23 protein-coding genes and 1 tRNA gene are annotated in these 23,217 nt (G+C 60.8%); 6 read left to right on the plus strand and 18 right to left on the minus strand.

Going from position 1 to position 23,217, the window contains the following annotated elements; all coding sequences use genetic code 11:
- Positions 1–43: 43 nt before the first annotated feature.
- Positions 44–715, minus strand: a complete 672-nt coding sequence (hda, locus tag IEV38_RS08960) for a DnaA regulatory inactivator Hda (protein WP_188395839.1) — start codon at positions 713–715, stop codon at positions 44–46.
- 341 nt (positions 716–1,056) lie between these two features.
- Here hda and purM point away from each other — a divergent pair, with 341 nt between their 5' ends.
- Together purM and IEV38_RS08970 are read left to right on the plus strand one after the other, a co-directional pair.
- Entirely contained in the window at positions 1,057–2,100 is a 1,044-nt protein-coding gene (gene purM / locus IEV38_RS08965) for a phosphoribosylformylglycinamidine cyclo-ligase (protein ID WP_188395840.1), read from the plus strand.
- Positions 2,101–2,193: 93 nt separating this feature from the next.
- A complete protein-coding gene (locus tag IEV38_RS08970; protein ID WP_188395841.1) occupies positions 2,194–2,895 on the plus strand; it encodes a glutamine amidotransferase in 702 nt (233 codons plus the stop codon).
- A gap of 78 nt (positions 2,896–2,973) precedes the next feature.
- Here IEV38_RS08970 and IEV38_RS08975 read toward each other — a convergent pair whose 3' ends face one another.
- From IEV38_RS08975 to IEV38_RS09015, 9 genes are all read right to left on the minus strand, one after another.
- A complete protein-coding gene (locus IEV38_RS08975; protein WP_188395842.1) occupies positions 2,974–3,858 on the minus strand; it encodes a proteasome-type protease in 885 nt (294 codons plus the stop codon).
- Between the two features lie 160 nt (positions 3,859–4,018).
- A complete protein-coding gene (locus tag IEV38_RS08980; protein WP_188395843.1) occupies positions 4,019–4,825 on the minus strand; it encodes a transglutaminase family protein in 807 nt (268 codons plus the stop codon).
- Positions 4,826–4,839: 14 nt separating this feature from the next.
- Positions 4,840–5,799, minus strand: a complete 960-nt coding sequence (locus IEV38_RS08985) for an alpha-E domain-containing protein (RefSeq protein WP_188395844.1) — start codon at positions 5,797–5,799, stop codon at positions 4,840–4,842.
- 1 nt (position 5,800) lies between these two features.
- Complete coding sequence (locus IEV38_RS08990) at positions 5,801–7,216, minus strand: circularly permuted type 2 ATP-grasp protein (RefSeq protein WP_188395845.1); 1,416 nt, start codon at positions 7,214–7,216, stop codon at positions 5,801–5,803.
- A 74-nt stretch (positions 7,217–7,290) separates the two neighbouring features.
- A complete protein-coding gene (locus IEV38_RS08995) occupies positions 7,291–9,324 on the minus strand; it encodes a sodium:solute symporter family protein (protein WP_188395846.1) in 2,034 nt (677 codons plus the stop codon).
- Positions 9,321–9,593: a DUF4212 domain-containing protein gene (locus IEV38_RS09000; RefSeq protein WP_188395847.1), complete on the minus strand. Its 273-nt coding sequence runs from the start codon at positions 9,591–9,593 to the stop codon at positions 9,321–9,323. Before IEV38_RS09000 ends, IEV38_RS08995 begins: the two co-directional genes overlap by 4 nt.
- Complete coding sequence (locus tag IEV38_RS09005; protein WP_188395848.1) at positions 9,590–11,101, minus strand: sensor histidine kinase; 1,512 nt, start codon at positions 11,099–11,101, stop codon at positions 9,590–9,592. The genes IEV38_RS09000 and IEV38_RS09005 overlap by 4 nt, the downstream gene beginning before the upstream one ends.
- A 33-nt stretch (positions 11,102–11,134) precedes the next feature.
- Positions 11,135–11,833: a response regulator transcription factor gene (locus IEV38_RS09010; protein ID WP_188395849.1), complete on the minus strand. Its 699-nt coding sequence runs from the start codon at positions 11,831–11,833 to the stop codon at positions 11,135–11,137.
- Between the two features lie 68 nt (positions 11,834–11,901).
- Entirely contained in the window at positions 11,902–12,531 is a 630-nt protein-coding gene (locus IEV38_RS09015) for a ribonuclease HI family protein (RefSeq protein WP_229728952.1), read from the minus strand.
- Positions 12,532–12,813: 282 nt separating this feature from the next.
- Here IEV38_RS09015 and recA point away from each other — a divergent pair, with 282 nt between their 5' ends.
- Entirely contained in the window at positions 12,814–13,905 is a 1,092-nt protein-coding gene (gene recA / locus IEV38_RS09020) for a recombinase RecA (protein ID WP_188395851.1), read from the plus strand.
- Positions 13,906–13,968: 63 nt separating this feature from the next.
- A complete protein-coding gene (gene recX, locus IEV38_RS09025; RefSeq protein WP_188395852.1) occupies positions 13,969–14,433 on the plus strand; it encodes a recombination regulator RecX in 465 nt (154 codons plus the stop codon).
- A 239-nt stretch (positions 14,434–14,672) separates the two neighbouring features.
- Here the strand turns inward: recX and IEV38_RS09030 are convergent, their stop codons facing one another.
- The gene (locus tag IEV38_RS09030; protein WP_188396119.1) at positions 14,673–15,083 is read right to left on the minus strand and encodes a diacylglycerol kinase; all 411 of its coding nucleotides are present in this window, start codon (positions 15,081–15,083) and stop codon (positions 14,673–14,675) included.
- Positions 15,084–15,330: 247 nt separating this feature from the next.
- On the opposite strand from IEV38_RS09030, the gene IEV38_RS15375 reads away from it, so the two are divergent.
- Complete coding sequence (locus IEV38_RS15375; RefSeq protein WP_268234716.1) at positions 15,331–15,744, plus strand: alpha-hydroxy-acid oxidizing protein; 414 nt, start codon at positions 15,331–15,333, stop codon at positions 15,742–15,744.
- Positions 15,642–15,863, plus strand: coding sequence for an alpha-hydroxy-acid oxidizing protein (locus IEV38_RS15380; protein ID WP_268234717.1), 222 nt, complete (start codon positions 15,642–15,644; stop codon positions 15,861–15,863). Before IEV38_RS15375 ends, IEV38_RS15380 begins: the two co-directional genes overlap by 103 nt.
- A 13-nt stretch (positions 15,864–15,876) precedes the next feature.
- On the opposite strand, the gene IEV38_RS09040 is transcribed toward IEV38_RS15380, so the two are convergent.
- The 7 genes from IEV38_RS09040 to IEV38_RS09070 form a co-directional block, all read right to left on the minus strand.
- A complete protein-coding gene (locus IEV38_RS09040) occupies positions 15,877–16,626 on the minus strand; it encodes a phosphatase PAP2 family protein (RefSeq protein WP_188395853.1) in 750 nt (249 codons plus the stop codon).
- The gene (locus tag IEV38_RS09045) at positions 16,623–18,305 is read right to left on the minus strand and encodes a phosphoethanolamine transferase (RefSeq protein WP_188395854.1); all 1,683 of its coding nucleotides are present in this window, start codon (positions 18,303–18,305) and stop codon (positions 16,623–16,625) included. The genes IEV38_RS09040 and IEV38_RS09045 overlap by 4 nt, the downstream gene beginning before the upstream one ends.
- Before the next feature lie 114 nt (positions 18,306–18,419).
- Entirely contained in the window at positions 18,420–19,649 is a 1,230-nt protein-coding gene (locus IEV38_RS09050) for a sensor histidine kinase (protein WP_229728953.1), read from the minus strand.
- On the minus strand, positions 19,642–20,319 hold the full coding sequence (locus tag IEV38_RS09055) for a response regulator transcription factor (RefSeq protein ID WP_188395855.1): 678 nt from the start codon (positions 20,317–20,319) through the stop codon (positions 19,642–19,644). The genes IEV38_RS09050 and IEV38_RS09055 overlap by 8 nt, the downstream gene beginning before the upstream one ends.
- 293 nt (positions 20,320–20,612) lie before the next feature.
- A tRNA-Leu gene (locus IEV38_RS09060) sits at positions 20,613–20,697 on the minus strand.
- 79 nt (positions 20,698–20,776) lie between these two features.
- Positions 20,777–22,507 carry an ArnT family glycosyltransferase gene (locus IEV38_RS09065; protein WP_188395856.1) on the minus strand — a complete coding sequence of 577 codons (1,731 nt, stop codon included), beginning with the start codon at positions 22,505–22,507 and terminating at the stop codon, positions 20,777–20,779.
- Between the two features lie 189 nt (positions 22,508–22,696).
- A complete protein-coding gene (locus tag IEV38_RS09070; RefSeq protein ID WP_188395857.1) occupies positions 22,697–22,963 on the minus strand; it encodes a type B 50S ribosomal protein L31 in 267 nt (88 codons plus the stop codon).
- Positions 22,964–23,217: the final 254 nt, after the last annotated feature.

A 23,217-nucleotide genomic window follows, 5' to 3' on the forward strand; every position in this document is an offset into this window, starting at 1 on the left:
GCGGAAATCGGCAAAGGGTCAGAAAAATAAGGTCAGGGGAGCGTCAGTCGTTGCGCTGCAGCAGTTCGCGCAGCAGGGGCAGGGTGATCGGCCGCTTGGTTTCCAGCGAATACTGATCGAGCGCATCGAGCATGGCCGACAGCGAACGCATGTCGCGCGCAAAATGCGTGAGCAGATAGGGTAGCACGCCGGCCGACAGCACGATGCCGCGCGCCTGCGCCGCATGCGTGAGGGCGGCGATCTTGTCGTCGTCGCTCAGGCCATGCACCTGGTAGATCAGGCCCCAGCCGAGCCGCGTGCGCAAATCCTCGCGCACTGCCAGCCCGGCCGGCGCCGCGTTGCCGGCCGCCACCAGGTTGCCGCCGCGTTCGCGCACCTGGTTGAAGAGGGCGAAGGCGGCGATCTGGGCTTCGGCCGACAGCTGCTGGGTGTCGTCGATCAGGTACAGCGCGGTATCGGGATCGTAATCGAAGTCGGCCAGCGCCGAAGCCGGCGTCAGCAGGCGCGCGCGCGGCGTGGCGGCCAGCGCCTGCAGCAGGTGCGACTTGCCGGCGCCGGCTTCGCCCCACAGATAGACGAAGCGCTCGTCGAGGCTGGTGGCCTGTGCGTGCGCCACGCGCTGCAGCAGCGCCGCCAGTTCGGCATTGGCACCGGTGACGAAGGATTCCAGCGTCTGCGGCTTGTCAGCGGGGAGGTCGAGTAGCAACTGCCTCATGCGGGGGGATTCAATTCTAGGAACGGCGAGTGGCGGACTGAATGCGTGGGCGAGGGCATGGGGCGATGCCGGATTTCAACGGGAGTCAAAGAAAGTGGTCCGAAAGTCGCGGAAGACGGGGTGCGATTTGCTAGAATACCGGTTTGCCGAAGCCTGCCCGCAAGCAAAAGCTGGATTATAGAGCGACTCGCCCGATTCGGCACGAAAAGGCGTCGATCCGGCATTCATCCAGGCAACAGCCCGCATGCAATCCGGGCCAAAGCCGCGATGTGGCGTGGATCAGGCTTCATTTCGGTGTCAACCGTCAGCATCAACCGTCAATTTACTGCCCTCGTCAAATCATGAGCTCCACTTCTTCCTCCTCCCTTTCCTATCGCGACGCTGGCGTCGATATCGATGCCGGCGATGCGCTGGTCGAAGCGATCAAGCCTTTTGCCAAGCGCACCCTGCGCGAAGGCGTGCTGGGCGGCCTCGGCGGTTTCGGCGCCATGTTCGAAATCAGCAAGAAGTACAAGGAGCCGGTGCTGGTCTCGGGCACCGACGGCGTCGGCACCAAGCTCAAGCTGGCCTTCATGCTGAACCGCCACGACACGGTCGGCATCGACCTCGTCGCCATGAGCGTCAACGACATCCTGGTGCAGGGCGCCGAGCCGCTGTTCTTCCTCGACTACTTTGCCTGCGGCAAGCTCGACGTGCCGAGCGCGACCGACGTCATCAAGGGCATCGCGCAGGGCTGCGAACAGGCCGGCTGCGCGCTGATCGGCGGCGAGACGGCCGAGATGCCGAGCATGTACCCGGACGGCGAATACGACCTGGCCGGCTTTGCGGTCGGCGCGGTCGAGAAATCGAAGATCATCGACGGCACGAAAATCAAGCCGGGCGACGTGGTGCTGGGCCTGGCCTCGTCGGGCATCCACTCCAACGGCTACTCGCTGGTGCGCAAGATCATCGAGCGCGCCCAGCCCGACCTGAACGCCGATTTCCACGGTCGTCCGCTGGCCGACGTGCTGATGCAGCCGACGCGCATCTACGTCAAGCCGCTGCTGGCGCTGATGGAAAAGCTGGACGTCAAGGGCATGGTGCACATCACCGGCGGCGGCCTGCTCGAAAACATCCCGCGCGTGCTGCAGGACAACCTGACTGCCGTGCTGGACAAGAATGCATGGACCATGCCGCCGCTGTTCAAGTGGCTGCAGGAACACGGCAACGTGGCCGACGACGAAATGCACCGCGTCTTCAACTGCGGCATCGGCATGACCGTGATCGTGGCGCAGGAAGATGCGGACGCGGCCATCGCGCAATTGACGGCGGCCGGCGAGAACGTGACGCGCATCGGCGAGATCCGCGCGCGCGAGCAGGGTCAGGCGCAGACCGTCGTCGTCTGATTCCGCGGAAGTACGAGGAAAGGGCCGCAGCGTGTCGCGTTGCGGCCCTTTTCGTTTCAGACCTTCACCGAATGAAAGTGGGAAGAATCGATCATGAAAACCGTCATCGCCTTGCGCCATGTGCATTTCGAGGACCTCGGCATCTTCGAGCCGCTGCTGAAGGAGCGCGGCTATACCATCCGCTACATCGATGCCACCATCGACGATCTGACGGCGGTCGATGCCGTGGCGCCGGACCTGATGGTGGTGCTGGGCGGGCCGATCGGCGCCTTCGACGACGGCTTTCATCCGTTTCTGAAGCAGGAGCTGGCGCTGGTCAGGCAGCGGCTCGACAGCGGCCGTCCGCTGCTTGGCATCTGTCTCGGTGCGCAGTTGATGGCGCGTGCGTTGGGCGCCAAGGTCTATCCGCTGGGCGTCAAGGAAATCTGCTTTTCGCCGCTGGACCTGAGCGAGCACGGCCGCCATTCGCCGCTGGCGCTGCTGGGAGACGTGCCGGTGCTGCACTGGCATGGCGACCAGTTCGATATCCCGGCCGGCGCGGCGCATCTGGCGTCAACCGCGGTCGGCCCCAACCAGGCATTCAGCATCGGCGATGCGGTGCTGGGCCTGCAGTTCCACCTCGAGGCCGATACCACGCGCATCGAGCAGTGGCTGGTCGGTCATGCCTGCGAGCTGGCGCGCGCCGGCGTGAGCCGGAACATGCTGCGCCAGCAGGCGCGCGAGATCGGACCGCGGCTCGAGGCGGTGGCGCGGCAGATTCTTGAAGCCTGGCTGGACAAGGCGATCCCCGCCTGAAGACGGATGCAATGAAAAACGGCTGCGACGCATTGAACGTCGCAGCCGTTTTTTATTGTCCGATGATTGGTGAGGCCGTCAGTGATGTTGCCGGGAACCGCCTTCTTCATCCTGTGCCAGCGTCTGCAGCGGGGCAGGTTCGGCGGTGTGGATGCCGAACTGCGGCGGCGGTGCGATGCGCAGCGGCTGGCTTTTCTGGCCGATGGTGGACATGGCCTGGATCGCCTCGTCGGGCGCGGTCTTCCAGACCGGGTCGTCGATGCTTTCGAATACGGTGCGCAATTGCTTGGCCCAGGTCGCGCGGATCGTCTGGAAATACTGGTTGTGTTCGTCGATGGTGGCAAAGCGCGTGACGGCCAGGCGATCGGCTTCATAGATCAGCAGGTCCAGCGGCAGGCCGACCGAGATGTTGGAGCGCAGCGTGGAGTCCATGGAAATCAGCGCGCACTTGGCGGCCTCGTCGAGCGGCGTGTCGGGCGTGACGACGCGATCGATGATGGGTTTGCCGTACTTGGATTCGCCGATCTGGAAATAGGTGTTCTCGTCGTGCGACTCGATGAAGTTGCCGGCCGAATACATCTGGAACAGGCGACAGCGCTCGCCCTTGATCTGGCCGCCGAAGATCATGCTGACGTTGAAATCGATGCCGAACTGTTCGAGCGTGCCGGCATCGCGATCGTGCACCAGGCGGATGGCTTCGCCGACGATCTGCGCGGCCTCGTACATCGAATCCGCATTCCAGATCGTCTTGCCGGCGGCGGTCTTGTGTTCGGCGATGATCTGACGCACCGACTGCGAGATCGACAGATTGCCGGCGGTCATCAGGACCATCACGCGCTCGCCGGGCGTCTCGAACACGTTCATCTTGCGGAACGTGCCGATGTGATCGACGCCGGCATTCGTGCGCGAATCGGACAGGAAAACCAGTCCCGCATTCAGGCGCATCGCAACACAGTAAGTCATGGTGAAGAGTGGAGAAGCAAAACGGCGATTTTACAGGAATCGCCGTAGCGGCGGCGGCCGACACAATGTTTGACCATCGTCTGTTGCGCGAAAGGAGACAGGCGGATTTTCATGCGTGCACTTTTGTCTTTTCGATCATGCAACATTGCGCGGTGTCCCCTTATTGCGCATCGAGCGGCACCACGCGCACGCTGACGTTCATCGATTCTTCCCCGCCGCCGCGCCGCACGCCGCTGATGGGCGCGGCCGAGTCGTAGTCGCGCGCCACGGCCAGCCTGCAGTGCATGTCGCTGGCAAAACCTGCATGCGTCACATCGATGCTGACCCAGCCGGAAAAATCGTCTTCGTCAACCCACACGTCGGCCCAGGCATGGCTTTCGGCGTGGCCGGAGCTGCCGGAATCGATGTAGCCGGATACATAACGCGCCGGGATGTTGTGGGTATGGCAGCAGGCGATGAACAGATGCGCATGATCCTGGCAGACGCCGCGTTGCAGCTGCAACGCCTCGTTGGCGGTGCTGGTGACGGCGGTCGCACCGCTTTGGTACGTGACCGCACCGCAAATGGCTTCGGCGAGCTGCAGCAGGGCGGCCGAATCGCGCCCGCGCAGATGCTGTCCGGCAAAGGCATGGATGGCTTCGGTCTGTTCGATCAGGCGCGTCGGCATGGTGAACACCAGCGGCGACAGCGCGCCTTTCTCGACGAGGCGACCGCGTTCCAGCGGTGCAAGTTCGACTTCGCCGGTGACCGCGATCCTGACGGTATCGTGATTGCCGGTGATGGTCAGCATGTGGCACTGGTTGCCATAGGCGTCGGTGAAGGCATTGCGCTGGCCGGCGGTGTCGATCTGCCAGGACAGGGTCTTCTGATGCGCCTCGAGGCGCGGCGTCAGGCGCAATTGCTGGATCGTGTAATTGAGCGGCGCCGTATAGCGATACAGCGTTTCGTGACTGATGGCGAATCTCATCCGGATTTCTTTCTTCACGCGGCCAGCGGCACGAGGAAGTCGTGGCTGACGCGGTTGCCCAGGGTATTGATGCGTTCGAGGAAGCTGGTCAGGTAATCGTGCAGGCCTTCCTCGAGAATGTCCTCGATGCGCGCGAACTGCAGTTCGGCATGCAGCTTGCCGGCAAAGCGCAGGGTGTCGCTGTACGGGCTGTCGCTGACGCGCTGCAGATTGCGCACCACTTCGTCGAGGCAGGCCAGCAGCGAGCGCGGCATGTCGGCACGCAGCATCAGCAGGCTGGCCACGCGCGCCGGCGTGATGGCATCGCGATAGACGGTGCGATAGATTTCGAAGGCCGACACCGAGCGCAGGATCGCGGCCCAGTAGTAATAGTCGTGGTGATGCTCGTGGCCGAGGCGTGCGGCCGAATCCAGCTTGCCGGCGCCGTGGAACTTGACGTCCAGGATACGCGCGGTATTGTCGGCGCGTTCGAGGAAGGTACCGAGCCGGATGAAGTGCAGCGCCTCGTCCTGCAGCATGGTGCCGAAGGTCACGCCGCGCGACAGGTGCGAGCGGTACTTGACCCATTCGAAGAACTGGCTCGGGTCCTGTTCCAGGATGTTGTCGCCGAGCTGGTTCTGCATCTCGAGCCAGGTGATGTTCTGGGTTTCCCAGACCTCGGTGGTCAGTGCGCCGCGCACGGCACGCGCATTCTCGCGCGCGAAGCGCAGGCAGGAAGCGATCGACGATGGATTGGAGGTGTCGGCCACCATGAAGTGCAGCATGTCGCGCGGCGTGAATTTCGGATACTTCTGGTCGAACTCGGCCTGCAGCTCGGAAATGCTGAGCGTGGCGCGCCAGCCATCCTCGGCCGCGCGCGGCGACTGCGGCAGCAGTGCGGTCTGCACGTTGACGTCGAGCATGCGCGCGGTGTTTTCGGCGCGCTCGGTATAGCGTGCCATCCAGAACAGGTGATCGGCGGTGCGGCTCAGCATCTCAGTTCTCCAGTATCCAGGTGTCCTTGGTGCCGCCGCCCTGCGACGAGTTCACCACCAGCGAGCCTTCCTGCAGCGCCACGCGCGTCAGGCCGCCCGGCACCATCGAGATCGTCTTGCCCGACAGGACGAAGGGCCGCAGGTCGATGTGACGCGGCGCGATGCCGGCATCGACGAAGGTCGGACAGGCCGACAGCGCCAGCGTCGGCTGTGCGATGTAGCCGTCGGGCCGCGCGAGGATGCGGGCGCGGAAGGCCTCGATCTCGGCCTTGGTGGAGGCAGGGCCGACCAGCATGCCGTAGCCGCCGGCGCCATGCACTTCCTTGACCACCAGTTGCGGCAGGTTGGCGAGCACGTATGACAGCTCGTCTGGCTTGCGGCACTGAAAGGTCGGCACGTTGTTGAGAATGGGTTCTTCCGACAGATAGAAGCGGATCATGTCGGGCACGAACGGATAGATCGACTTGTCGTCGGCCACGCCGGTGCCGATCGCGTTGGCGAGCGTGACGCGGCCGGCGCGATAGACCGACAGCAGGCCGGGCACGCCGAGCGTGGAGTCGGAACGAAAGGCCAGCGGGTCGAGATAGTCGTCGTCGATGCGGCGATAGATGACATCGACGCGGCGCGGACCGCGCGTGGTGCGCATATAGACGGCGTTATCGTTGACGAACAGATCCTGCCCCTCGACCAGTTCCACGCCCATTTGCTGCGCCAGGAAGGCATGCTCGAAGTAGGCCGAGTTGTACATGCCGGGCGTCATGACCACCACGGTCGGATCATCGACGCCGACCGGCGCCACCGAGCGCAGGTTGTCGAGCAGCATGTCCGGGTAGTGCGCGACCGGCGCCACCGGATAGCGCGCGAACAGATCGGGAAACAGCCGCATCATCATCTTGCGGTCTTCCAGCATGTACGACACGCCGGACGGCACGCGCAGATTGTCTTCCAGCACGTAGAACTCGCCCTCGCCAGCGCGCACGATATCGACGCCGGCGATGTGCGCATAGATATCGGAGGCGACCGAGATGTCCTGCATTTCGGGCCGGTATTGCGCGTTGCGGAAGATCTGCTCGGGCGGCACGATGCCGGCCTTGACGATGTGCTGCTCGTGATAGATGTCGTGGATGAACATGTTGAGCGTGCGCACGCGCTGCTCGATGCCGGCGCGCATATGCGCCCACTCCTTGGCGGTGATCATGCGCGGGATGATGTCGAACGGGATCACGCGTTCGGTGCCGGCCTCGTTGCCATAGACGGCGAAGGTGATGCCGACGCGGCGGAAGATCAGGTCGGCTTCGGCACGCTTGCGGGCGACGGTCTTGCTCGACTGCGTGGACATCCATCGTTCGAACTCACGGTAATGGTCGCGCACCTCGCCCGTGTCGTTGCAGTACATCTCGTTGAAGAATTTTGGCATGGGTCGTCTGTCTTGTTGTTATGCGGAGATGATGCATGGCCTTAATCAAGAAACATGCCAGATGCTGCTTTCCTTCACGGGGTGCGTATGTGCGTCAGCATGTCGTCGGTCCGGCGGTCCGGTGGCGGCGTCAGCAGGCTGACCACGACAATCGCCAGCGCCCCGGCCGGTACGCCGAAGATGCCGGCCGAGATCGGCGCGATGTGAAACCACTGGCCCGCCGCCGAACCGCCGAGCGCCGGATGCGTGAGCAGCATGTAATACGCACACACTGCAAATCCGACCAGCATGCCGGCGATCGCTCCCTGCTGATTGGCGCGCTTCCAGAATGCGCCAAGCGCCAGCGCCGGGAACAGCGCCGAAGCCGCCAGCGAAAATGCGGCACCCACGAGAGAGAGGATATCACCAGGTTTGAGCGAAGCGACATAGGCGGCTACCAGCGCCACCATCAGCAACAGCAACTTGGAAACCGTCACGCGTTTCTGCGTGGTTGCATGCGGGTCCAGCGTCTTGTAATAGACGTCGTGCGAGAGGGCATTGGAGATCGTCAGCAGCAGGCCGTCGGCGGTCGACAGCGCGGCCGCCAATCCGCCGGCGGCGATCAGGCCGGAGATCACATAGGGCAGGCCGGCGATCTCGGGCGTGGCGAGCACCACCATATCGACGTCCATCGCGATCTCCGCCAGCTGTACGATGCCGTCGCGGTTGATGTCCTCGATATTGACCAGCGGATGCAGCTTGTCGATGCCGGCCCAGTACGAGACCCATTCCGGCAGCTTGGAGAAGTCGGTGCCGACCAGCGCGGTATAGATGTCGTACTTGACCAGTACCGCCAGCGCCGGGATCGTGATGTAGAGCGCCATGATGAAGAACAGCGTCCAGAATACCGAGGTGCGCGCCTCGCCTACGCTGGGCGTGGTGTGAAAGCGCACCAGTACGTGCGGCAGGGCGGCGGTGCCCAGCATCAGGCAGAACACCAGCGCGAGGAAATTGTTGCGCTTGATGTTCGACTGTTCGGCATCGCCGGGGAACGGTTCGGTATGTCTTTGCGGCGGCTTGGCCTTTTCCAGATAGCTGGCGCGCTTGGCGATCCACTGCCGTTCGGCGTCGTCCGGGTCCTTCGGATAGGCGGCCAGCTCGCGGCTGGTCTGGCGGATTTCCTGCAGGTCGGCATTGCCGGCCTTGAGCGCGTCGAGGTTGTGCTGAATCTCGGCGCGGCCGAATTCCCATGAGTCGGGGAGCGTCGCCAGCCGTTCCTCGAGATCGGCGGCACGCTGCGTGTAAATGGCGCGTACTTCCTTTTCTTTGTCGTCGTCGATCAGCACTTTTTCGCGCTCGCCGAGTTTTTCCACGGCCGAGCCGTAGGCCAGTGGCGGTACCGGAATGTTGGTGTGCTTGATCGACAGCCACACCACCGGAATCATGAAGGCGATGATCAGGATGATGTATTGCGCGACCTGGGTCCAGGTCACCGCACGCATGCCCCCCAGGAAGGAGCAGACCAGGATGGATGCCAGTCCGAGAAAGATGCCGACCGAGAAATCGACGCCCGTGAAGCGCGAGGTGATCAGGCCGACGCCATAGATCTGCGCGACCACGTAGGTGAACGAGACGATGATGGTGGCGACCACGGCGACGATGCGCACCACGTTGTCGCTGTACGGCCCGGTGTAGCGCGAAGCCAGATAGTCGGGGATCGTGTATTGCCCGAACTTGCGCAAATAGGGCGCGATCAGCAGCGCCACCAGCACGAAGCCGCCGGTCCAGCCCATGATGTAGGCCAGTCCGTCGAATCCCCACAGATAGAGGCCGCCGGCCAGGCTGATGAAGCTGGCCGCCGAAATCCAGTCGGCGGCGGTCGCCATGCCATTGAAGAAGGATGGCACGCGGCGGCCCGCCACATAATATTCCTGCATGTTGGAAGTGCGGCTGATGATGCCGATGGCGGCATACACCACGATGGTCGAGAACATGAAGACGTAGCCGATCCAGTTGCGCGGGAAACCCTCGTGTTCGAGCACCGTGACCGCAAACAGGAACACGATGAAGCCGATCGTGTAAAGCGTGTAGTACCGCAGCAGGCGCCGGAAGAAGCTGCGGCCCGTCATGCGTCGTCTTCCCGATGCGCGCGGTCGAGCCGGCGCATGCGCCATGCATAGAAGGCGACGATGGCGACGTACAGCAGCGTGCTGCCCTGCGCCGCCATGAAGAACGAGACCGGCCAGCCGAACAGCGTGTAGTCGGCCAGCGGGCGCGCAAAGAAGATCGACAGGAAGGTCACCACGAACCACACCAGCAGCAGTCCCACGGTCATGCGTCGCGTGCGCCGCCAGTAGCGCTGCGTGCGTGTTGCGGTCTCGATGTTTTCCGGCGTCATGCCTCGTCCTGTTCTGTCTCGTGGTTGTCGTTCGCCAGGGAGAGGCTGATGCGCATCAGGCAGCCCGGCAGTTTGTGGCCGACGCAATGCGGATTGTCGAGAATCTCGATCTCGGCCGCATGCTGTTGCGCGATCTCGCGCACGATCGCCAGCCCGAGCCCGCTGCCTTCGACATTCGAGCCCAGGATGCGATAGAAGCGATCGAAGATATGCACATGCTCGTTGGCCGCGATGCCGGGGCCGGTGTCCTCCACCTCGAGCATGGCGCGCTGCCGGATGGCATCCATGCACACGCGCACAGTGGCATGGCCGCCGGCCGGCGTGTAGTTGAGCGCATTGTCGATCAGGTTGTTGAGCAGTTCGCGCAGCATGACGCGATCGCCCTGCACGAAGACCGCCTGCTCGGGCGATTCGAAGCCGAGGTCGATGCGGTGATTGAACGACATCGGAATCCAGTCCTGCACGGTTTCACGCGCCAGCTCGCCGAGATCGATGCGCTGCATGGTGACGGTTTCCTGCTGCGGGTTTTCGGCGCGCGCCAGTGCCAGCAGCTGGTTGACCAGCCGCGTGGCCGAACTCGAACTCTTGGCCAGTTGTTCGAGCGACTTGTGGATTTCTTCCTGCTCCTGCTGGCGCAACGCAAGTTCGGACTGCATGCGCATGCCGGCCAGCGGCGTCTTCATCTGGTGCGCGGCATCGGCAATGAAGCGTTTCTGCGTGCGGATATTGTGCGACAGCCGGTCCAGCATGTCGTTGAGCGAGCCGACCAGCGGCAGGATTTCCTCGGGGACGTGGCCCGAATCGATGGGGCTCAGATCGTCCGAGCGCCGTTCGTTGATGCGCTGCTGCAGTTCCGCCAGCGGCTGCAGGCCGCGCGAGAGCGCGAACCAGACCAGGATCAGCGCGATCGGCAAGATGATGAACTGCGGCACGATCACGCCCTTGATGATCTGGTTGGCGAGCTGAGAACGCTTGTCCAGCGTTTCGCCCAGCTGCACCAGCGCCAGCTTGGTGTCGCTGTTGAACTGGGTTTCCGGCCGGGTCTTGAACAGGTCGATATAGACATAGGCGATGCGCACTTCCACGTTGCGCACGAAGTCGTAGCGGAACTGCACGGCCCACGGCGCCGGCGTGTCGTCGCCTTTCGGCGCGGGCAGTTCGGCTTCACCCTCGACCAGCGCGCCGTTCGCATCGAGGATCTGGTAGTACAGGTTGTCGATGTTGTCGGCATGCAGGATGTCGCGCGCCGGTCCGTTGAGACGTGTGGTCACGCGGTCGTCCTGCTGCTTGACCTGTTGCGCGATGACGTTGAGCTTGTCTTCGAGCGCGCGATCGAACGGTTCGTTGGCGATCGATTTCGCCACCACGTAGGTGACGGCAATGCTGAGCGGCCACAGCAGCAGCAGCGGCACCAGCATCCAGTCGAGAATGCCGCCGAACAGCGAGCGATGCGTTTCGCCGGGTTCGGCGGCGCTGCCTGCTGCGGAGGAGGCAGGGCGGACCATCATGGGTTTCCGATGCGTGTCCGGCATGCGGCGGCGTCAGGCGGCCGTCGAGGTGGGTGGGGCGGATTCGGGAAATTTTTCGAGGCAGTAGCCGAGACCGCGCACGGTCGCGATGCGCAGGCCGCCGACCTCGATCTTCTTGCGCAGGCGATGCACATAGACCTCGATGGCGTTGTTGCTGACTTCCTCGCTCCATTCGCACAGGTGGTCAACCAGCTGTTCCTTGGAGACCAGGCGGCCGCTGCGCTGCAGCAGCACTTCGAGCAGTCCGAGTTCGCGTGCCGACAGGTCCAGCATCTGATCGTTGATGTAGGCGATGCGGCCGACCTGGTCGTAGGACAGCGGGCCGTGCTTGATGACGGTCGGTCCGCCGCCGGCACCGCGCCGCGTCAGGGCGCGCACGCGCGCCTCGAGTTCGGACAGGGCAAACGGCTTGGCCATGAAATCGTCGGCGCCGAGATCGAGTCCCCGGACGCGCTGCTCGACCGAATCGGCGGCGGTCAGGATCAGTACCGGCAGGTGCGAGTTGCGCGCGCGCAGGCGTTGCAGCACCTCGAGCCCCGACATCTTGGGCAAGCCGAGATCGAGGATCAGCAGGTCGAAATCCTGGGTGGACAGCACCGAGTCGGCTTCCAGGCCGTTCTTGACGCAATCGGTCGCATAGCCGGACTGGCGCAGGGAGCGAGTCAGGCCATCGGCCAGAACGCTGTCGTCTTCGGCAAGCAGAATACGCATAGAGAGAGGGAAAGCTGAGAATCGGCTTGTAGTCTATTGGGTTTCGCCGGGTCCAGCAAGGCGGCATGTCATGGCAGGCGTGGCGCGGATTGCGTGCCGGAATGTCTGCTCGCGTGCTGCGACAGCCGGTCTGCCGCTACATTGCGATGACGAGGTATCCAGGTCAGCGTCACCGATCCGATGCGCGCCATCAACTGCAACGCATGCTGGCGACTGGCAGACAGCGCGGCCGCGGTACGGCCGTTGGCTGCCAGCACATCGTCGATCACGACCCGGCTGTCGCCATGCACGACCAGACGCGACACGCCGTGCTGCACGGCCGCATCCAGTACCGCATGCAGTGCCAGGTATTCGGCCTGGCTACTGTCGCCATGACCGCCGGTCACGCCGAGTTGGATGGTTCTTCCGTCCGGCGCCTGCAATATTGCGCCCATGCCCATGCGCCCCGGATTGGGACGCGCAGAGCCGTCGAACCATGCGAGCCAGGCATCGGCCGGTGCTGTCGTGGCCCGGCGTGCGGCAAGCCTGGCGGCCTGTGCCTGACGCCGCATTGCAATGCGTTCGTGCTGTCGCCGGTTCTCCTGCCTTCTTGTCTCCAGCAATGCGGCCAGCGGCCGGTCGCCGGCACTCTGCATCAGTACTTCCAAGAGTGCTTGTTCTTCCGACAAGTCATTGCCTGCCATGCGTTTGCGCGCCATGGCACGTTCCTTCTTATAGGCAAGGGCAAACAGATCGGGCAAGGCGGGCATGGGCAGGTGGATGGGGCATCGAGCGTCGATCTTAACGGAAGGCTCCGGAAATCCGCTTGTCCGCGCGCAGCTTTCCGTGCGATTTCCGCCGATTTTCGCGATAATTCCGCACAATCGTCGCGCAAACGAAAAACGCCACTTGCACAATACACTGTTTTTTTATACAGTACCGTTTCCGGTCCGGCATGTCCGGTTTCCCCTGGTCTCTTTACCTCTCGCCGAAAGAATTTCATGGACGACAAGAAAAACGTAGCAGCCTCAGACAAGAGCAAGGCGCTGGCCGCCGCCCTGGCCCAGATCGAAAAGCAGTTCGGCAAGGGCTCGATCATGCGCATGGAAGACGGCGCCGTGGTGGAAGAAGTCCAGGTCGTCTCGACCGGCTCGCTGGGTCTGGACATCGCGCTTGGCGTCGGCGGCCTGCCGCGTGGCCGCGTAGTCGAAATCTACGGACCGGAGTCCTCGGGCAAGACCACGCTGACGCTGCAGACCATCGCCGAAATGCAGAAGCTCGGCGGCACCTGCGCCTTCATCGACGCCGAGCACGCGCTCGATGCCGTCTATGCGCAAAAGCTCGGCATCGACATGTCGCAACTGCTGGTCTCGCAGCCGGATACCGGCGAGCAGGCGCTCGAAATCTGCGACGCGCTGGTGCGCTCTGGCGGCGTCGATCTGATCGTCATCGACTCGGTGGCGGCACTGACGCCCAAGGCCGAGATCGAAGGCGACATGGGCGATTCGCTGCCCGGCCTGCAGGCGCGCCTGATGTCGCAGGCGCTGCGCAAGCTGACCGGCAGCATCAACCGCACCAACACGCTGGTCATCTTCATCAACCAGATCCGCATGAAGATCGGCGTCATGTTCGGCAACCCGGAAACCACCACCGGCGGCAACGCGCTCAAGTTCTATTCGTCGGTGCGTCTGGACATCCGCCGCACCGGCTCCATCAAGTCGGGCGACGAAGTCATCGGCAACGAAACCCGCATCAAGGTCGTCAAGAACAAGATCGCGCCGCCGTTCAAGGAAGCCCACTTCGACATCCTGTATGGAGAAGGCACCTCGCGCGAAGGCGAAATCCTCGACCTTGGCGCCGACAACAAGGTCATCGAGAAATCCGGCGCCTGGTACAGCTACAACGGCGAACGCATCGGCCAGGGCAAGGACAATGCGCGCAACTACCTGAAGGAACGTCCGGAACTGGCGCACGAGATCGAGAACAAGGTGCGTGCTGCCCTCGGCGTGCCGGCATTGCCGCCGTTCAAGTCGGATGATCCGGCCGCCGGCAAGAAGGCTGCCAAGGAAGCGAAGGAAGTGAAAGAAGCCTGACCGGCTTTTTCCACATCCGCTTGAATTCGAATTCTCCCTGCAAGCGCCCGCGCTGACCGGCCCATGGCAAAACCACACATGAGCCTGAAGGCGCGGGCGCTTCGCTATTTATCGATGCGCGAACACAGCCGCCAGGAACTGGCGCGCAAGCTCGCCCGCCACGCACAGGAAGGCGACGATGTCGATGCCCTGCTCGATACGCTCGAAGCAGGGCGCTTCCTCTCCGAAGAACGCTTTTCCGAATCCCTGATCCGGCGCCGCGCCGCGCGCTTCGGTAATAGCCGTATCCTGTCGGAACTCAAGAGCCACGGCATCGACACTTCGTCCCTTGGCGAGGCGAATGGCGACCTCGCAGACGAAGTCGCGCGCGCAACGGAGGTCTGGCAACGAAAATTCGGCCGCCCGCCAGCCGACGCGGCGGAACGTGCCAGGCAGATGCGCTTTCTGCTGCAGCGCGGGTTTGCGCAGGGGACGATCAGGAAGGTGCTGAAGACGGCGGAACGGGGAAGCGACGAATCGGACGATTGAGTGCCCCCGTGTATTTCATAGGGCGAGTACTTGTACTCCAGAGACCACTCGTTTGCATTCTGCCTGGTGTCGGCATGGCCTACGTCATTCGCCTTTCTGACAGAAAGTGGTGGGGGCGACACTAATCGCTTGAGCGTCGATTTTCCGTCGAATCAGATTCAATAACGTGCAATGCAGGCCCAATGGCTTTGGAGCTTGTCGAAATTGTGATTCGCAGCAATCCGCCGGCGATATCCGGCTTACCTGGGGCCGCTGGAAGCCAGGTGTGGCCAAAGAATGATCAACCAGGTTAGTCCTGCCATTAGCAGTGTAAGGAGAACGGCGGCACTGCCAAAATCCTTGGCATTTTTTGATAATGGATTGCGCTCCAGAGAGATCCGGTCAACGACAGCTTCGATCGCCGAATTGATTAGCTCAACAACAAGTACGGCAAAGAAAACACCGATCATCAACACTTTCTCGAGCGGTGTGACGGGCAGCATGCATGCGGCAATGCTGGCGATGGAAACCACGAACAGTTCTTGCCGAAAGGCGTGTTCGCCACGCCAGGCGCTCATAAAACCATCAAGGGAATAGCGAAGTGCCTTGAAGATGCGCTGTATGCCGCCTTTGCTTTTGAATTCGCTGATCGGTTGCTTGCCGGTTTCCATCATGACTATCCAATGCTTATCTTGATGCCATGAGATTGCCCAATGTCGCGTTAACGTGGCGTCAACCCGGGCGCAGGTATTGATCAGAACCAAGGGCACGGATTGAGGTGTCGATCGCGCTTGCTGCGTGGTATTCCGTTTCGCCGATGAGGCAGGGCTGTAAATCAATCCTGAAAAATGGACCCAGCCTTTCTCGTTCTTGTTACGGGATTATTTTTGAATAAGGCGAGATTTTTAATTTCCGGAGATGCGGCATACCGCTCGTGTCGGACAGAGCGGTATTGTCCTTGGCACGCCGCTTGTCGATATGGTGCCCACGTGGGACGAGTTGCGCTGGCTGCGTGCACAAACGCGTCTGCCATTGTTGGTCAAGGGGATTCTTTCTGCTTCGCAAGCGCGCGAGGCGCTCAGCTGTGGTGCCGATGGATTGATCGTCTCCAACCATGGCGGAAGGGTGCAGGATTGCGCACCTTCTCCCATGGAAATGCTGCCGGCGATACGCAGTATGGTGGATCAGATCAAGCCGGGTACCCCGGTGTGGCTCGACAGCGGGGTGCGTTGGGGAACGGACATCGCCAAGGCGTTAGCGCTTGGCGCTCAAGCCGTCCTCATCGGTCGTCGCAGATTCATGCCCTGGCTGTCGGCGGCATATCGGGCGTAGCTCATCTGCTTCATCTATTACGGACCGAGTTGGAGTTGGTGATGGCACAGCTCGGTTGTTCACGCGTGGAGCACTTCGTTCCCGATTTGATCTGGTGTCCATCGGTAACGACTCCGTAATGGCGGTCACCGCCTATCGGTGGGGAGGGCGCGAGCAGATCAAACTGGCGGAATGCGCTGTAGTCTTGCTTCTGGCAGATAAAAGCATTGCGCCGATTCGGTAAAGAAGATCCAATGCGAAGCACGTTGACCACACGAGCCATAATGTCCAGAGATTGTGGGTGAGGAAGTGAGCGCCGCGCATCATTTGAATGAGGCCCATCAACGATCCTAGGATCAGCCCGCCGGCCAGCGCTCCTCTTGCAAGCACCGTGTATCGATCTCGTGCGGCAAACCATGCAGCGATCAAGACATACCCTGCAGATGCGTGACCGCCGGGCCAGCAGTTGCCTGACTCGTCAACGGCGGTTGTATCGAAGAGCGGGAACCATGTCGCATCGCCCCCGAACTGGACAAGCGACCATGGACATGCATGTGCGCTATGCGCCTTGAGTTGCTGGATCAGGAGGGCGGCGCTACCAGCAAAGAGAACGAATCGCCAAAGAGGCGCTCGCCAGGCCTGGAGCTTGACATTGCGCAGACTCGCCATGGCCAGTCCGATGCTGGCAAGCCAGATGGCATTGACCATATTCTTGAGCCAAGTGTGACCATAGATGGAAAGCAAAGGCGTGTCTCGCAAAGGAAAGCTTGCTGTCGATGAATCAAAAAACAGTCGCGCAAGAAAAAAATCCAGCCGCCCATCGCGCGATAACCACACCAGGAATAATCCAGATATGGCGAGAGAGAGGATCTGGAAGGTGACGGAGCGGGAGAAAATCCTCATGCACGACAGCCTTTAAATGCATCCCATGCGGGGTCGTACTGCTTTGATTCAATGCGAAGCAATCCCAGCAAGGAATGAAAAAGATGGTCTTGCGAGATCGGTTGGTTTGCCCGGCGGGAAATACAGTCTCTGTTGATGCCAAAGCTGGAAGAGAAACCCGAAGACATCCACATCACCATGGGTATCTGGGTTTGCTCTTTGGGAGCAATGGAGTAGGGCAGACCATGCAGAAAGATGCCGTGCTCACCCAGGGATTCTCCATGATCAGATAAGTACAACATGGCAGTGTCGTAATGCGTCTGTGTCTTCAGATAGGCGATCGTGCTGGCGAGCATGCGGTCTGTACCAAGTACGCCATTGTCGTATGCATTGACGATCTGCTCCTTCGTGCATTTTCCTAGGTCTGCCGTATCGCAGGTGGGAACAAATCTGCGAAGCTCTGGCGGATAGCGTTTGTAATAAGCAGGTCCATGGTTGCCGAGTTGATGGAGGACGACAAAGACGTTCCCGTTCGGTGCGCGCTGAATGTCGGTATCCATTCCTTCAGTCAGAATATCGTCCAGACATCTTTCGCCGTCGCACAGTGGAGATTTCTGGCTCGTGTCGATGTGGGTCATTGGGAGACCGTCGCAGACGCCTTTGCATCCCGACTGGTTGTCTCGCCAGACTGTCGAGATGCCAGTGCGATGGATGAGATGAAGCAGGGATTCGTGCGAACGAATCTTTTCCTCGTCATAGTCGTGACGTCCGAATGGCGAAAACATGCATGGGACCGATACTTCGGTGTTTGTTCCGCATGACGTCGCATACGGAAAGTTGATGATGCCCTCCAGGCTGGCGAGTCGGGGCGTCGTCTGACGCGCATATCCGTTCAATCCCCAGTTCGCTGCACGTGTCGTTTCTCCTACGACAAGAACGAAAAGCATCGGCTTGCTACGATGCGCCCAGAGTGCGCCCAGCCTGGCATCTTCACTAATGGAGATGCGTCCGGTTGCCGCCTGCTTGCCGTCAGATGCGAGGACGCGGGTAAAGGACGTCAGGTAGGCACCGGGCATGATCAAGAAACGCATTTCCTTTTGATTACGCATCATTGCCGAGAAATCCTGGAACACAGGCAGAACTGCCGCGACGGTTACGACAGCAGCCGCAATGACACAGAGCGGTCGAATCCACAAGGTTCGCGTCCAGCGACGCTTGGCTATATGCATGCGCGATAGAAGCGCAATCGGAACGCCAGCGTACAGAAGGATATGTAAAAGCATATCCAGAGAGAGCAATTCTGATGCTTCCTTGAAATCAGTTCGAAGAATGTTCCGAATCATTTCACCATTAAAGAATACGGTGTAGCGATTCATGTAGTACGAAGCTGCTGCCGTAATGACAAGGAGAGTGATCAGTAATGGCTTCGCGGTGCGGCGTGAAAACAGGATCAGGAAAAGCGCGGTATGGATGCCGGTAATGGCGAGCAAGAGTGCGATCGCTAGCAGCCATGTTTTATGGTCACCCCAATCTCTGCCTTGCAGCGCGGAATTCAGGAATAGATGATTGGCAGTCAGTGTGAAGTAGAGACTCGCGATCAAGGCCAGGAGTTCTGCCGAAACAACGAGATGCCATGAAGGCAAGGTACTGCGTGACCAGTACCGTGAGAATACGGCTCTGGGAACTGAAAGAGATTTCATATCGCACGACTCGCTCTGAAAGGAGCCCGTACGCTATCGATGTCGCCGTTAACGTGACGTTAATGAAAACGGATGTTGGAAACGACGCAGTCCCGCTTTGTTCGGCGTTTGGAATTATTTCGTAGTTCGAAAATCGAGAAGAAAACGGCTGCCGCCAAGTGTTGAGTTCTCGTAACGAATTTGCCAGCCTAGATGGTCTGTCACCCGTTTGACGATCGCCAGGCCAAGGCCGGAACCGACATGTTGGTTGTCGCCACGGACAAAGCGCTCGAAGAGGCGGTTGCGTACGGCATGGGGAATGCCGGGGCCGCTGTCTTCAATGACCAATTGCCAAGCGGTTAACAGAATTTCAATGCGACCTTGATCGGTATATTGGCATGCGTTGCGGATCAGATTGCCGATGGCAATGCCGGCCAGTTCGGCTCGCGCCGGGATATACGCATCCTGTTTGCAGGTAAGACAGATCGTTACATTCTTGTGTTCTATCAGTGGACGATAGCGATCGATTTCGCGCTCGACCACATGCAGCATGGACAAGGGCTGGGTTGAGATGGATTGCGGCGATTGAGACAGCAATAACAAGGCACTGACGCGTTCAGTTGCCTCATTGGCGGTGCGTCGAATCCGGGCCGCGGCTTCCTTGTCCTGTTCACTCGCCAATCTGGCCTCGAGCAATTCTGCTGCACCGAGAATAATGGTCAGCGGAGTCCGCAGTTCATGGCTGACATCTCCTGTGAATAACTTTTCATCGGCCAGGAATTCTTGCAGCCGCTTCGTGCGCGCTGCGAAAGCCCGTGACAGCATGCCGATTTCATCTTGTTTCTCCTGCGAAGGGAGGGCGGATGGCTCTTCATCCTTGGAGACTGCATCGGCAAGTTCTGTAACGGGGGCCATGATTCGACGGGAAAAGGTCGCACCCAGAATAACGGCGAGCAGAACGCTAGCGATAAAGCCAGCGGCAAGCGACATGAAAATCAGAATCTCGGTGATCTCGAAGTCGCTGGTGTCGTCTGTAACCGCATAGCGATTGCCATCGACTTCGCGGATAACAACGGTGATTTCTTTGCCGTTCGTAATTACCTCGTGCAACCCTTCCCTGAGGTCCCGGAAAGGCTCCGGTATCTGTTCATTGACGAAAAAGTTGCGTTCTTCAGGGGCAGGCGTGATGTGGTAACGATGCTGATCGATCAAGCGGCTGGCCTCTTTGGCAAGCCGATGATCGATCAATTGCGCTTCCGATATTTCAACGGCTATGTACGCTGCGAACGAAAAGAAGCCGCACAGTACAATCGCCATCAAGACGAAAGCCGTGGTGATGCGTCGTCGCAAGGTCTGGTTACGCATGATCGACAAGTTTGTAACCATTGCCCGGCAGAGTCACGAGCATGGGGTGAACGAAAGGTTTGTCCATGGCGGCACGCAGCGCATGAATATGCGTGCGTATGGCATCGCTATCCGGAGGTTCGTCGCCCCAGATTTCGCGGATCATGACTTCGCGGGAAACGATGGCAGGTGCATGTCGCATCAAGGTTTCAAGTATGCGAAATCCGATCGGTGTCAGGTTCAATGTGCGCCCGGCACGACTGGCTACACCGCAGCTCAGGTCAAAACGCAAATCGCCGAACTCCAGGATATGGTCCACTGTTTCATTGCGTGCCCGTCGAATCAATGCGCGCAGCCTTGCTTCGAGTTCGATCAGCGAGAAGGGTTTGACCAGGTAGTCGTCGGCACCGACTTCGAATCCGACCAACTTGTCCATGACGGTATCGCGTGCGGTCAGCATGAGCACCGGGGTTGCCTTGCGCGCTTCTTTGCGCAACTGGCGGCAGACCTCCACGCCGTCCAGGCCCGGCAATTCCAGATCCAGAATAATGGCATCGTAATGAGCGATACTCGCGCGCTCCAGGCCCGCTATGCCGCTATACGCAACGTCAAGCACAAATCCCTGCGTTTCCAGGAAGCTGTAAAGATTGGCGACAATATCGGGATTGTCTTCAATGATGAGCAAGTACATGTAAGAGAGATTGGTGAGACTGGGAAAGAATCCTGATTGACTGGATGCCCCGTGAGCGAATTCAAAAGCCGCTTCAATATCGCATCATCTCAATTTTTTCTGCCATGTGCTGCTTTACGAGCTTTTTGCGCGCTATGCTCGTTATGCCATATCCCAAGGCACGTGGAGTTTTTTGACCACGTTGCTTAATGGACGGGAGCGTAAAGGCCGGTCGATCTCGGGAGACCGAAGTCGCGAAACGCCCAGGTTTGGACAAAAAAATAGACGTCCGTGGACGTCTATTGATTTTTTCGTGGTGCCCGGGGCCGGAATCGAACCGGCACGCCTTGCGGCGGCGGATTTTGAGTCCGCTGCGTCTACCAATTTCACCACCCGGGCAAGCCGCACATTATGCGGGAAACGCTGTGTTTGAGCAAGCTGTGCGCCAGACCGTGCGAACCAGCGCGTCCTGCGAGGCTTATTTCTGCGGCGCCCGCGTCACGCGTTCGTAGAGGCGGAAGCGCTCGGTGCGGTCGGCCGGGCGGCGTCCCTGCCACAGCAGCTTCCATTGGCTGCCGTTGCGGGTCATGGTCGGCTCCGTGTCGTTGCCGCGATGATTGTCCTGCAGCAGGTAGTAGGCGCAACCGCGTTCGCCCTCGTGCGCGAACTGCAGCTTGCCGAAGTAGGCGAACGATGCACGTTGCGCGGCACCGACATTGGTCGCCACGCAATGATTGTCCTCCGGCAGGATCTTGTCGGCCTGACGTGCCACGATCGCGTAGCTCTTGATGTAGTTACCCCAAGGCAGCCACAGCGTCATCAGCAGCAGCCAGCACAGGATGATGCCGCCCGAGGACAGCACCACGGCGCGCCACAGTACGGTCGGACGGCGCGAGATGCGCCAGTGCACGATCCAGACCCAGCCGGCGGTGGCGGCAACGGCAAACAGGAAAGTCAGCAGCCCGAACTCGGGTTTGAAGCCGGGTGCGATCTTGAAGGCGTTCTTGGCGATCTGCGCCGGCCAGCCGGTCTGCTTGGCGATCCAGCCGAGCCAGATCAGCACCGCGCAGGTCGAGAGCATCATGACCGAGAACCAGTCGACGGCATTGATCGCGCCGCGCTTCATGGTCGGCAGGCCGAAGGCGGCGAGGATCGCGAGCATCGGCAGCAGCGGCAGCAGGATCGCTTCCTCGCCCGACGGGTTGAGCAGGGCGATGATGAACAGGGCGCCAAAGAAACTCAGCGGCAGCGTGATGTGCAGCGTTTCGCGCTGACGCCGCCACGCATAGACGGCCCAGATCGCGAACGGCCAGGCCGGCCATGCGAACCAGATCGCATTCTTGAAGAAATACTGCGCGGTCGGCAGCGAGGGCCAGCCGAACTGTTCATAGTTCCACGCCATCCATGCATGGCCCGGAGAACCGCCGAAGGGCTGCACCGCGTTGCAGGCGAACAGCCACAGTGCCGGCAATGCCGCAGCCACCGGCAGCGACACCAGGAACAGGCGCACCAGCAGCACGCGTTCGCGCACCGACGCCAGTCCCATGACGCCGATCAGCAGCGCCAGCGGCACGACCCAGCCGCGCGTGAGCGCCAGCAGGCCGAGCACGAGGCCGAAGACGATGGTGCTGCGTATCGAACGCGATTCGAACAGGCGCGTGGCGCTGTAGAGCGCGCAGGCGATCAGGGAGATCTGCAGCGCTTCGGCCGTGGTGGCATGCGCATGCACAAGCAGGCCGAGGGAGCCGAGATAGATGAGGAGCGCGCCGTCGGCCAGCATGCGGCCGAAGTCGCGTGGTTCGGGCTGGCCGCCAAAGGCGAGCTTCAGCGGCTGCGCCTCCTGCCGCCGGCCGAGCAGGTAGGTGGTGTACCAGACCGCGGCGGAACCAAGCAGGAAGAAGCCGATCGGCGCGATGCGCGCCGCCATCGGATCGCCGAACAGCCAGCCGAACAGCACGATGCAGAGTGCGCCGATCCAGTAGGCCAGCGGTCCTTCGCCCGGCATCGGCAGGCCGACGATGTGCGGCGCGAGCCAGTCGGACAGTCCGCCGTGCGCCATGGTCCACATGATGCCGAAGCCCGAGGCATCGTCCGGCTTCCATGGGTCACGCCCGACTAGACCCGGCAGGATGTACAGCAGGCATAGCGCGAACAATCCCCAGCGCGGCAGAGCTTTGGTGGCGGAGGCGGGAAGTCGGACTGGCTTCATGAAGGGAGGCTGCTGTTGTTATTGTTCGGCGCTATTGTGCCGCAAAAGTTCGGTATCGCGCAGTGGCGGGGACCGGCGCATCTGTAATAAAAGGTAAATGCATCGGCAGGAAAAGCCGGCGCAGATAGCAGAAAAGGCAGCCAAGGCTGCCTTTTCTGTGGGCGAAGCGCCGAATTACTCGACCACTTATTACTCGGCCACTTGCGTCTTGGAACCGACCGAACCGAACTTCTTGCGGAACTTGTCGACGCGACCGGCGGTATCGACGATCTTGTGCTTGCCGGTGTAGAACGGATGCGACTCCGAGGTCACCTCGAGCTTGATCAGCGGATACTGCTTGCCTTCGAATTCGATGGTTTCACGCGTTTGAATGGTCGAACGGGTGATGAATTTGAAGTCGTTGGACATGTCCTGGAACACGACTTCGCGATAATCTGGGTGAATGCCTTCTTTCATGCTTGCCTCTGATATGAATGAGTAGCCAATCGCCACTTCGTCGGTCGCACTGCTTCTTGACCCGATTGTCGATCACTTGCCCGGTTGGAAATAGCCGTAGATTATACAATGAAATCAGCAGCTTGCGCCATGCATCTGCAGATTTCGGCCACGGTTTTCGGCCGTTTCGGGGGCCGTGGCACTGGCGGAACGTTGTATCCGCGTCATGCCCGCATGAAAAAAGCCCGGTCGAACCGGGCTTTTTGCTGTCTTGC

The organism is Oxalicibacterium flavum (assembly GCF_014635065.1).
Taxonomy (GTDB): domain Bacteria; phylum Pseudomonadota; class Gammaproteobacteria; order Burkholderiales; family Burkholderiaceae_D; genus Oxalicibacterium; species Oxalicibacterium flavum.